Origin of the sequence: Mycobacterium sp., from assembly GCF_049673265.1 — a bacterium.
Taxonomy (GTDB): Bacteria; Actinomycetota; Actinomycetes; order Mycobacteriales; family Mycobacteriaceae; genus Mycobacterium.
The window spans coordinates 1-10,512 of sequence record NZ_JBATXN010000709.1 but is presented as its reverse complement, the minus strand read 5'-3'; the positions used below and the strand labels follow the sequence as shown (position 1 = coordinate 10,512).

Genomic DNA, 10,512 nt, shown 5'->3' with positions numbered 1-10,512 from the left:
GCGGGATGCGGCGCAGGCCGAGCCCGACCGAGGCACCAACGGCGCCAACGGTTCTCACGGTGCCCCGGGCGCCCCCGTCGGCGTTCCAGACTCTGCATCGCAGCACCCGACGCAACCCGATTACGGTGCACCGGCGGGCTGGCACGCTCCGGGCTGGCCACCGCCGCAGCAGGCGCAACAGCCGCCCGGCTACTGGTACCCGCCGCCATCCCCCCCGCCGCCACCACCGCACTGGCCGCAGCCACCGCACAACTACGTGGGTTCGCAAGCCCAGGCCTATCCGCCATATCCGCCGTATCCCCCGCCCGGTGCACCCGCACCGGAGTCCGGCCAAGCTGCCGACCCGCCCGGCAGCGACCCGAGCCCGTCCAACCCGTCGGCGCACGGCTGAACGAACGGGGCACCCATGGCTATAGACGCACAGCCGAATTCCCGAACCGCGAGCCTGACCACCCCAGTCTTTGACCGGGCGCGTGCTGAGGCCGCGGTCCGTGAACTGCTGTGTGCGATCGGAGAAGATCCGGATCGACACGGTCTGCTGGACACGCCCGCTCGCGTCGCCCGCAGTTACCGGGAGATGTTCGCCGGTCTGTACACCGATCCCGATGCCGTGCTGGACACCACCTTCGACGAACAACATGACGAGTTGGTGATGATCAACCAGATTCCGCTTTACTCCACTTGCGAACACCATTTGGTGGCGTTTCACGGTGTGGCGCATGTGGGATACATCCCCGGTCACGACGGCCGGGTCACCGGATTGTCCAAGATTGCGCGGCTGGTCGACCTGTACGCCAAGCGGCCCCAGGTGCAGGAGCGGCTGACCGCCCAGATCGCCGATGCCCTGATGCGCAAACTCGATCCGCGCGGGGTCATCGTTGTGATCGAAGCCGAGCACCTGTGCATGTCGATGCGGGGTGTCCGTAAGCCCGGAGCTGTTACCACCACGTCGGCCGTGCGTGGACAATTCAAGTCCGACAATGCATCTCGAGCTGAGGCGCTCGAACTAATCTTGCGCAAGTGAGCACCACGCGCGTCAAAGTCATGGGGGTGGTGAACGTCACCGACGACTCGTTCTCGGATGGCGGGCATTACCTGGACGCTGACCGCGCTGTTGAGCACGGGTTGGCGTTGGCCGCCGACGGCGCGGCGATCATCGACGTCGGGGGAGAGTCGACCCGCCCCGGTGCGGTCCGAATCGACCCTGAGGTGGAGACTGCGCGCGTCGTGCCTGTCGTCAAAGAGTTGGCGTCACAAGGTATTACGGTCAGCATCGACACCATGCACGCTGGCGTGGCACGGGCGGCCCTGGAAAATGGCGCCCAAATGGTCAATGACGTGTCGGGCGGACGAGCCGATGCGGGAATGGCCGGTCTGCTCGTGGAGGCCGGCGTGCCTTGGGTCTTGATGCACTGGCGATCGGTAGCGGCCGACCGTCCGCACGACGTACCCCGCTACCACGATGTGGTGGCCGAAGTGCGCGCCGATCTGCTCGCCAGCGTCGACGAGGCGGTTGCCGCGGGCGTTGAGCCGGACAAACTGATCATCGATCCCGGTCTTGGATTCGCCAAGACCGGCCAACATAATTGGGCGTTGCTGCACGCGTTGCCGGAGTTGGTGGCAACCGGTGTACCGGTTCTGGTCGGGGCGTCGCGCAAGCGCTTCCTTGGTTCGTTGTTGGCTGGTCCCGATGGTGGTGTACGGCCACCCGACGGCCGGGAAACGGCCACTGCGGTGGTGTCGGCCTTGTCGGCGCTGCACGGTGTCTGGGGCGTGCGGGTGCACGATGTGCGGGCCTCCGTCGATGCGCTGCGCGTCGTCGACGCGTGGACACAAGCGGGAGCGGTCGGATCAGATGGCTGACCGAATTGAATTGCGCGGCTTGACAGTTCATGGCAGACACGGGGTGTTCGACCATGAGCGCGCCAACGGTCAAGATTTCGTCGTCGACATCACGGTCTGGATCGACCTGGTCGACGCCGCGGCCAGCGACGACTTGGCAGACACCTACGACTACGGCGTTCTGGCTGATCGGGCCGCCGCTATCATCGCCGGGCCGCCCCGTAATTTGATCGAGACGGTCGCTGGGGAGATCGCCGAAGACGTGATGAAAGACCGGCGGGTCCACGCCGTCGAGGTGACGCTGCACAAGCCACAGGCTCCGCTTCCGCAGACCTTCGGCGATGTGGCGGTGGTGGCCCGACGGTCGCGGCGCGGGGGCCGGGGATCGATAGTTCCAGCGGGAGGGGGCATATGACGCGCGCCGGCGACGATGCAGAGTCTTGCGATGAGGTGGGGGCACGCCCCCTCGCCGCGGCGCGGCTGGGGGTACCCCCACCCGCTTGCGGGGGAGAGCGGCGCCAATGACCCAGGTGGTGCTGTCGATCGGATCCAACATCGGCGACAGGTTGGCCCGGCTGCAGTCGGTGCTCGACCGGCTGGGCGGCGCGGTGCGAGCGGTCTCTCCGGTTTATGAGACCGCGGCGTGGGGCGGTGTCGAGCAGGGCCCGTTTCTCAACGCGGTGGTGATCGCCGAAGACGCGACGCTCGACGGACATGGTTGGTTGCGCTGCGCCCAGCAGATGGAGGAGGCGGCCGATCGAGTTCGCGGACAGCGTTGGGGCCCACGCACTCTCGACGTTGATTTGATCAGCTGCCACGAAATACCGCCGAGCGGAGGCGCCGAAGTGGTGTCGTTGGACGATGGTCTGACGCTGCCGCATCCGCTGGCTCATCTGCGGGCCTTTGTGATGATTCCTTGGCTGGCCGTCGACCCGGCCGCGGAGCTGACGGTGGCCGGCGGAAAGCAGTCCGTCGCGAGGTTGCTCGCCCAGCTGGATGCGGCCGACCGTGCCGGTGTGCAGCTGACCGGCCTGGTGCTCCAACCGCGAGGCGAAGACACCGAAACCTGATGGGGCCGACCAAGAAACGTGAGTTGACGGCAGCGGTGATCGGCACTGCGGTGGCCGGATACCTGCTGGTCATGTTGCTCTACCGGTGGTTTCCGCCGATTACCATCTGGACGGGTCTGTCACTGGGTGTCGTCGGCGTCGCCGAGGCCGGGTGGGGGCGCTATGTCCGGACCAAGATCAGCGACGGCGAGATCGGCGACGGCCCCGGCTGGCTGCATCCACTGTCGGTGGCTCGCAGTCTGGTCATCGCCAAAGCGTCCGCCTGGGTCGGAGCGTTGGCGCTGGGTTGGTGGGTCGGCGTCCTGGCGTACTTGTTGCCGCGGCGGTCGTGGCTCAGGGTGGCCGGCGAAGATACTGCCGGCACGGCGGTGGCGGCCGTCAGCGCGCTGGCTTTGGTGGTTGCTGCGCTGTGGCTGCAACATTGCTGCAAGTCGCCACAGGATCCAACTGAGCATGGCGAGGGAGCGGAAAATTAGCTCGGCTCGGTGACGGGCGATTAGTCCAGGTAAGAATCGCCGGAGAGCGGCGACACGCTCTGTGACCTCGGGCCGGTACAGTCGGGCCATGACCGATCTGTCCCGCGGCGCCAGGGTTCGGCGCGGCGGCCGCAGACCGGGTTGGGTACTGCTCACGGCGTTGCTGGTGCTCGCAATCGGCGCCAGTTCTGCGCTGGTTTTCACCAACCGGGTGGAGCTTCTCAAGCTCGCCGTGATCCTGGCTCTGTGGGCTGCCGTCGTCGCTGCTTTCGTGTCGGTGATCTACCGTCGCCAAAGCGACGTGGATCAGGCCCGGGCGCGTGACCTGAAGCTGGTTTACGACTTGCAACTGGACCGCGAAATCTCGGCCCGCCGGGAATACGAGCTAACCGTCGAGTCTCAGCTGCGTCGCGAGCTGGCCAGCGAATTGCGCGCGCACTCTGCTGACGAGGTCTCGGCGTTGCGGGCCGAGTTGGCCGCGCTGCGCACCAATCTGGAGATCTTGTTCGACGCCGAACTCAGCGAGCGGCCGGCACTGGAGACCGAACGCAGGCCTGTGCGCGGCTACAGCGACTGGGATCGGGAACACGAAAGCGCGCGCGAGCGAGTCAATCGCGTCACCTCGGTGCGGGCCGAAGAGCCTCGACGGGTGGACGACAGCTCGATCATCGATGTGCCGGAGGAACCACTGGTCCCGCCGCCGCGCCAGCCGGCCCCGGACAGTTACCAGCCGGCGGCGTACGACTACCAGCCCGCCGCTCAGGAGACCTCCAGGGCAAGCCGCGCCGCCGAGCCGTATGAGATGGCAGAAGCCGACCGGGGCGCATATCGGCGGCGCGGCGAGCAAGCTGCGCAAGCCCAGCAGGACGAGCCGACGCCGCCGACGGGTTGGGCCGCGCCGGTGAACAGCGCCGAGCGACAGCACGAACCCCAACCCGGACGCCGTTCCCACCGGCGGCAGGAGGCGCCGCCGCAACCCGAGCCGCGGTTTGTGCCCCCACCGGGGCCGCCCGGACCACCGCCCGAGCTGCAGCGGCCCGAGTGGTCGACCCCCGCCGACGGCCGCCGCCGTGAAGAATCGCGGGTCGGTTGGCAGCCGGTCAGCTCAGAAGCAGAACGGCTGCCCCCAGGAGCACCTGGCAGCAACTGGATTTCCGAATCGGCCGAAAGCACCGGTGACGGGCCGTGGAAGTACGACAATGCCCCGTCCCGCGACAGCGAGCCGCTATCGACAGCGCCGCCGGTTCAGCGCCGGGGCAGGCATTCCACCGCCACCGAACCGGCCGCCCAGACCGGCGATTCTGAGGCCGGGCGAGAGCCCGCACCGCGCGCGCGGTCACGTCATTCCGTGGAGTACTCCGACTACGACATTGGCGGGTCCGCCCCACCCCCGGCGATGTCGTCGCCCCCGCCGCCGACGCCGCAGTCGGCGCCGTCGCCAGCTGACCGGGAACCGGCCATGTCGCCGCCCTCGTCGCCTACGCCCCGGCATCGCAGCACCGACGCGTTGGACCCCGATGCGCCGCCGTCCGGTGGCCAATCGGTCGCCGACTTGTTGGCGCGGCTGCAAACCACGCCCTCCGGCGGCGGCCGGCGCCGGCGCCGCGAGGACTGAGGCGAACGCCACAGCGCGATTAGGGCCGTTGCCAGGGTAGAGTCTTAACGACCGTCCGGTACCCGCAGAGCGGGACTGGAACGAACCAAGAGACTTGTGAGGGTCGTCTGCGATGGTGCAGTTCGACGGGTTGCGGCCCGCCCGGCTCAAGGTGGGGATCATCTCCGCCGGCCGGGTAGGCACGGCTTTAGGTGTCGCGCTGGAACGTGTCGACCATGTCGTGGTTGCGTGCAGCGCCGTTTCTCAGGCATCGCGGCGGCGCGCAGAGTCCTGGTTACCCGACACCCCGATCTCGCCGGTACCCGACGTTGCCAGCAACGCCGAGTTGCTGCTGCTGGCCGTCCCGGACACCGAGCTGGCCGGGCTCGTTTCGGGGTTGGTCGCCACCTCGTCGGTGCGGCCGGGCACCATCGTCGCGCACACCTCCGGCGTCAACGGCGTGGCCGTGCTGGCGCCGCTGAGCGAGCAGGACTGCATTCCACTGGCCATTCATCCGGCAATGACGTTCACCGGCTCCGACGAGGACATTTCCCGGCTGCCGGATACCTGTTTCGGGATCACCGCGGCCGACGAGGTCGGTTACGCGATCGCGCAATCGCTGGTGCTGGAAATCGGCGGCGAGCCGTTCCGGGTCGGCGAAGACGCGCGGACGCTGTATCACGCTGCGCTGGCTCATGCCGGCAACCACATCGTCACCGTGCTCGCCGATGCCCTGGACGCGTTGCGCGCCGCGCTGCCCGGAGACCTCGGCCTCGATGACCCAGATGGCATCGCGGAGCGGGTCCTCGGGCCGCTGTCGCGTGCGGCGCTGGAAAACACTCTGCAACGAGGACAGGCCGCCCTCACCGGACCGGTCGCCCGTGGGGACGCCGGCGCGGTGCGCGATCATCTGATGGCGCTGGCCGTAGTCGACCCACAACTTGCCGAGGCGTATCGGGTGAACGCGCTGCGCACTGCGCAGCGGGCCGATGCGCCCAACGACGTCTTCGAGGTGCTGGCGCGGTGAGGATCAACAGGCCGCCGAAGTTCAATGCCGGTGAACTCAACGTGTATTCGAGTCCCAGCGACGTCGGCGAGGTCAGCCGCGCGCTGCGCCATACCGGGCGACGGGTGATGCTGGTGCCGACCATGGGTGCGCTGCACGACGGGCATCTGGCCCTCGTCCGGGCCGCCAAACGGGTGCCCGGCTCGGTGGTCGTGGTGTCGATCTTCGTCAACCCGCTGCAATTCGGTGCCGACGAAGATCTTGACGCCTACCCGCGGATCGTCGAAGACGATTTGGCGCTGCTGCGTGGTGAAGGGGTTGAAATCGCCTTCACCCCAAGCGCTGCGGCGATGTATCCCAACGGCCTGCGTACCGCCGTCCATCCGGGTCCACTGGGATCCGAGCTCGAGGGCGCCGCGCGGCCCACGCATTTCGCCGGCATGCTCACCGTGGTGCTGAAGCTGCTGCAAATTGTGCACTCTGATCGAGTGTTCTTCGGAGAGAAGGACTATCAGCAGCTGGTGTTGGTCCGCCAGATGGTCAGCGACCTCAATGTCGATGTGCGAGTGATCGGGGTGCCGATCGTGCGTGAATCCGACGGCCTCGCCATGTCGTCACGCAACCGCTACCTCGATCCTGCCCAGCGTGAACTGGCCGGCGTGCTGTCGGCCGCGCTGCTCGCCGGCACGCATGCCGCGTCGGGCGGTGCAGACGCGGCGCTTCAGGCGGCTCAGGCAGTGCTGTCGGATGTGCCCGCGATCGAAGTGGACTATCTGCAGTTGCGTGATCCCGCGCTTGGGCCCGCGCCGCTGCACGGCCCCGCCCGCCTCTTGGTTGCGGCCCGGCTCGGCGCCACCAGACTCCTCGACAACATCGCGATTGAAATCAGTACCACCCTCGGCGTCGACGGGCGCGAGCCCGCGGTTCCGGCCGGAAATTCTGAATCACCCTGGAGGAACTGATGTTACGAACAATGCTCAAGTCGAAGATCCACCGGGCAACCGTCACGCAGGCAGACCTGCACTATGTCGGCTCGGTGACCATCGACGCCGACTTAATGGATGCGGCCGATCTGCTCGAGGGCGAACAGGTGACCATCGTCGACATCGACAACGGCGCCCGGCTGGTCACCTACGCCATCACCGGCGAGCGCGGCAGCGGCGTGATCGGAATCAACGGCGCCGCAGCGCATCTCGTGCATCCCGGAGACTTGGTGATCCTGATTGCCTATGGCACGATGCAAGATGCCGAAGCACGGAGCTACCAACCGAGGATCGTCTTCGTCGACGCCGACAACCGTCCCGTCGACCTCGGCCACGATCCGGCATTCGTACCCGCCGATGCCGGTGAGCTGGTTTCGCCGCGATGAAGGTCGTCTAGCGTGCTGCTGGCAATCGACGTCCGCAACACACACACCGTTGTCGGCTTGCTCTCCGGTTCGAAGGAGCACGCGAAGGTAGTGCAGCAGTGGCGGATTCGCACCGAATCAGAAGTTACCGCCGACGAGCTGGCCTTGACCATTGACGGGTTGATCGGTGATGACTCCGACCAGCTGAGCGGTGCGGCCGCTCTGTCGACGGTTCCATCGGTCCTGCACGAAGTGCGGGTGATGCTGGAGCAGTACTGGCCGTCGGTGCCGCATGTGCTGATCGAACCTGGGGTCCGCACCGGCATCCCGCTGCTGGTGGACAATCCGAAAGAGGTCGGCGCCGATCGAATTGTCAACTGCCTAGCGGCTTATCAGACGTACGGGACCGCGGCGATCGTGATCGACTTCGGCTCATCGATCTGCGTCGACGTGGTGTCGGCCAAAGGCGAATTCCTGGGCGGCGCTATCGCGCCGGGGATACAGGTTTCCTCCGACGCGGCCGCTGCGCGCTCGGCTGCATTGCGGCGGGTGGAGCTGGCCCGGCCGCGATCGGTGGTTGGCAAGAACACCGTCGAATGCATGCAGGCGGGCGCGGTGTTCGGTTTCGCCGGGCTGGTGGATGGCCTGGTCGGTCGCATCCGCGACGACGTGGACGGTTTCGCAGGCGGCCCGGGAAATCAGGTCACTGTGGTAGCTACCGGACACACCGCGCCGCTGCTGCTGGCCGAACTGCACTCCGTCGACCACTACGACCAGCACCTGACCCTGCACGGGCTGCGGCTGGTGTTCGAACGCAACCGGGACAGCCAGCGCGGGAGGCTCAAGACAGCGCGCTGAACGTGCATCCTGGGTGGCGGAATCGCGGAATTCTCGCCGCAGGTACACGCTCGGCGCCGTAACCGCACACTCGATGGCGCAGGCGTTCATTTAAGCTGGCACGTCGTGAACGCCGACGACCAGGACCGTCCGCAGGACCTTCCTGGGGACCTCCCCGAGCAATTCCGGATCCGCCGGCACAAGCGTGCTCGGTTGTCGGAGCAGGGCCGCGACCCTTACCCCGTCGAAGTCGGCCGCACCCATACGCTGGCCCAGGTTCGTGCCGCTTACCCCGACTTGGCTCCCGATTCGACCACTGGCGACATCGTCGGCGTGGCCGGCCGGGTGGTGTTCGCGCGCAACTCGGGGAAATTGTGTTTTGCGACACTGCAAGAAGGCGACGGCACCCATCTGCAGGTGATGCTCAGCCTGGCCAGCGTCGGTGCGGAAGAGCTTGACGCGTGGAAAGCGGACGTGGATATCGGCGACATCGTCTGCGTGCACGGAGAGGTGATCAGCTCACGCCGGGGCGAGTTGTCCGTCCTGGGCGATAGCTGGCAGATGGCGTCCAAGGCGCTCCGGCCGCTGCCGGTGGCGCATAAGGACATGAGCGAAGAGTCGCGGGTGCGGCAGCGCTACGTCGACCTGATCGTCCGTCCCCAGGCACGTACGGGCGCACGGCTGCGGATCGCTGTTATTCGCGCGATACGGTCCGCGCTGGAGCAGCGCGAGTTTCTCGAAGTCGAGACGCCGATGTTGCAAACTTTGGCGGGGGGTGCAGCGGCTCGGCCGTTCGTAACCCACTCCAATGCTCTCGACATCGATCTATACCTTCGGATCGCACCGGAACTGTTCCTCAAACGATGTGTCGTTGGTGGGTTCGACAAGGTCTTCGAACTTAATCGGGTGTTCCGAAACGAAGGAGCCGATTCCACACATTCCCCCGAATTTTCGATGTTGGAGACCTATCAGGCGTATGGAACGTATGACGATTCGGCGATCGTGACGCGCGAGCTTATTCAACAGGTGGCTGACGAGGCGATCGGTACGAGACAACTGTCACTACCTGACGGCAGTGTCTATGACATCGATGGAGAATGGGCGTCGATACAAATGTATCCGTCGCTATCCAGCGCGCTCGGCGAAGAGATCACCCCGAACACCCCGGTTGACCGCTTATTTGCGATCTCCGAGTCGCGTGGTGTCGAGGTACCGGCCGACCGCGGGTATGGGCATGGCAAGTTGGTCGAAGAATTATGGGAACATGCTGTCGGCGCCAACTTGACCGCACCGACCTTCGTTCGCGATTTCCCGGTGGAGACAACGCCTTTGACGCGTCAACACCGCAGCATCGCAGGTGTCACCGAGAAGTGGGACCTTTATATTCGCGGGGTCGAACTGGCCACCGGATATTCGGAATTGATCGATCCGGTGGTGCAGCGGGAGAGGTTTGCCGAACAGGCGAGAGCGGCCGCTGCCGGCGATGACGAGGCGATGGCGCTCGACGAGGATTTTCTGGCCGCACTGGAGTACGCTATGCCGCCGTGCACCGGGACGGGAATGGGTATCGATCGGTTGTTGATGGCTTTGACTGGTCTGTCAATTAGGGAGACTGTATTGTTTCCGATTGTTCGTCCGCATAGCAACTGACGTCGTCTATGGCGGCGTATTGAATACCGCGCCTTCCTATGGCAGATTGGTGTTGTTGGGGGCGGTCCAAAACAACTCGCACAGTAAGTGCGCAGGAAGAAAGCGTGAGGCTCAGCCAATGGCGAAGAAAGTGACCGTCACCCTGGTCGATGATTTCGACGGTGAGGGCGCCGCCGATGAAACTGTCGAATTCGGCCTCGACGGGGTGACCTATGAGATCGACCTTTCGAACAAAAATGCCACGAAACTGCGCAACGACCTGAAGCAGTGGGTCGAAGCCGGCCGTCGGGTCGGTGGTCGTCGGCGCGGACGTTCGGCCACCGGCCGCGGCCGCGGAGCCATCGACCGTGAGCAGAGCGCCGCGATCCGGGATTGGGCCCGTCGCAATGGGCACAACGTGTCGACTCGGGGCCGCATCCCGGCCGACGTCATCGACGCATTCCACGCCGCGACCTGATCAGGCGACCAACACCACGCCGATAAAGCAAAGCCGGACCAGCACCGAACGCGGGCTGGTCCGGCTTTCGCTGGTGGCGAACTGATCACCCGGGCGGGAACCGTTTTGCCGGTTTACCGCGTTGCTTTCATTACGGCTCTGATGCAGCCGGGCATATGCCGATGGCCATAACGACCGCACGGTAGGAAGCCTGGCGAGCCGCCCACTACAGTGGATGGCAGGTACGCAAGTG

12 protein-coding genes and 1 pseudogene are annotated in these 10,512 nt (G+C 66.0%); all 13 read left to right on the top strand.

Annotated elements, in window-relative coordinates:
- A pseudogene (locus tag WBF82_RS24180) lies at nucleotides 1–391 on the top strand (ATP-dependent zinc metalloprotease FtsH); the annotation flags it as partial.
- Between the two features lie 15 nt (nucleotides 392–406).
- A complete protein-coding gene (gene folE / locus WBF82_RS24175; protein ID WP_424385451.1) occupies nucleotides 407–1,024 on the top strand; it encodes a GTP cyclohydrolase I FolE in 618 nt (205 codons plus the stop codon).
- Nucleotides 1,025–1,044: 20 nt separating this feature from the next.
- Nucleotides 1,045–1,863 carry a dihydropteroate synthase gene (gene folP / locus WBF82_RS24170; protein WP_424385452.1) on the top strand — a complete coding sequence of 273 codons (819 nt, stop codon included), beginning with the start codon at nucleotides 1,045–1,047 and terminating at the stop codon, nucleotides 1,861–1,863.
- A complete protein-coding gene (gene folB, locus WBF82_RS24165) occupies nucleotides 1,856–2,257 on the top strand; it encodes a dihydroneopterin aldolase (protein ID WP_424385450.1) in 402 nt (133 codons plus the stop codon). The genes folP and folB overlap by 8 nt, the downstream gene beginning before the upstream one ends.
- Nucleotides 2,258–2,363: 106 nt before the next feature.
- Nucleotides 2,364–2,912 carry a 2-amino-4-hydroxy-6-hydroxymethyldihydropteridine diphosphokinase gene (folK, locus tag WBF82_RS24160; protein WP_424385449.1) on the top strand — a complete coding sequence of 183 codons (549 nt, stop codon included), beginning with the start codon at nucleotides 2,364–2,366 and terminating at the stop codon, nucleotides 2,910–2,912.
- Nucleotides 2,912–3,388 carry a DUF3180 domain-containing protein gene (locus tag WBF82_RS24155; protein WP_424385448.1) on the top strand — a complete coding sequence of 159 codons (477 nt, stop codon included), beginning with the start codon at nucleotides 2,912–2,914 and terminating at the stop codon, nucleotides 3,386–3,388. The genes folK and WBF82_RS24155 overlap by 1 nt, the downstream gene beginning before the upstream one ends.
- Nucleotides 3,389–3,476: 88 nt before the next feature.
- Nucleotides 3,477–5,003 carry a DUF6779 domain-containing protein gene (locus WBF82_RS24150; RefSeq protein WP_424385447.1) on the top strand — a complete coding sequence of 509 codons (1,527 nt, stop codon included), beginning with the start codon at nucleotides 3,477–3,479 and terminating at the stop codon, nucleotides 5,001–5,003.
- A 112-nt stretch (nucleotides 5,004–5,115) separates the two neighbouring features.
- On the top strand, nucleotides 5,116–6,009 hold the full coding sequence (locus WBF82_RS24145; protein WP_424385446.1) for a Rossmann-like and DUF2520 domain-containing protein: 894 nt from the start codon (nucleotides 5,116–5,118) through the stop codon (nucleotides 6,007–6,009).
- Nucleotides 6,006–6,950, top strand: coding sequence for a pantoate--beta-alanine ligase (gene panC, locus WBF82_RS24140; protein WP_424385445.1), 945 nt, complete (start codon nucleotides 6,006–6,008; stop codon nucleotides 6,948–6,950). Before WBF82_RS24145 ends, panC begins: the two co-directional genes overlap by 4 nt.
- On the top strand, nucleotides 6,950–7,357 hold the full coding sequence (gene panD, locus WBF82_RS24135) for an aspartate 1-decarboxylase (protein ID WP_424385444.1): 408 nt from the start codon (nucleotides 6,950–6,952) through the stop codon (nucleotides 7,355–7,357). Before panC ends, panD begins: the two co-directional genes overlap by 1 nt.
- A 12-nt stretch (nucleotides 7,358–7,369) precedes the next feature.
- Complete coding sequence (locus WBF82_RS24130) at nucleotides 7,370–8,194, top strand: type III pantothenate kinase (protein WP_424385443.1); 825 nt, start codon at nucleotides 7,370–7,372, stop codon at nucleotides 8,192–8,194.
- A gap of 105 nt (nucleotides 8,195–8,299) precedes the next feature.
- Nucleotides 8,300–9,823 (top strand): lysine--tRNA ligase, encoded by a 1,524-nt coding sequence (gene lysS, locus WBF82_RS24125; protein WP_424385442.1) that lies wholly within the window; start codon nucleotides 8,300–8,302, stop codon nucleotides 9,821–9,823.
- A 118-nt stretch (nucleotides 9,824–9,941) separates the two neighbouring features.
- Nucleotides 9,942–10,280, top strand: a complete 339-nt coding sequence (gene lsr2 / locus WBF82_RS24120; RefSeq protein WP_424082036.1) for a histone-like nucleoid-structuring protein Lsr2 — start codon at nucleotides 9,942–9,944, stop codon at nucleotides 10,278–10,280.
- The last annotated feature ends 232 nt before the right edge of the window (nucleotides 10,281–10,512 follow it).

Coding starts and splice junctions, on each gene's coding strand:
- folE (WP_424385451.1), top strand. CDS start 407: ATGGCTATAGACGCACAGCCGAATTCCCGAACCGCGAGCCTGACCACC.
- folP (WP_424385452.1), top strand. CDS start 1,045: ATGGGGGTGGTGAACGTCACCGACGACTCGTTCTCGGATGGCGGGCAT.
- folB (WP_424385450.1), top strand. CDS start 1,856: ATGGCTGACCGAATTGAATTGCGCGGCTTGACAGTTCATGGCAGACAC.
- folK (WP_424385449.1), top strand. CDS start 2,364: ATGACCCAGGTGGTGCTGTCGATCGGATCCAACATCGGCGACAGGTTG.
- WBF82_RS24155 (WP_424385448.1), top strand. CDS start 2,912: ATGGGGCCGACCAAGAAACGTGAGTTGACGGCAGCGGTGATCGGCACT.
- WBF82_RS24150 (WP_424385447.1), top strand. CDS start 3,477: ATGACCGATCTGTCCCGCGGCGCCAGGGTTCGGCGCGGCGGCCGCAGA.
- WBF82_RS24145 (WP_424385446.1), top strand. CDS start 5,116: ATGGTGCAGTTCGACGGGTTGCGGCCCGCCCGGCTCAAGGTGGGGATC.
- panD (WP_424385444.1), top strand. CDS start 6,950: ATGTTACGAACAATGCTCAAGTCGAAGATCCACCGGGCAACCGTCACG.
- lsr2 (WP_424082036.1), top strand. CDS start 9,942: ATGGCGAAGAAAGTGACCGTCACCCTGGTCGATGATTTCGACGGTGAG.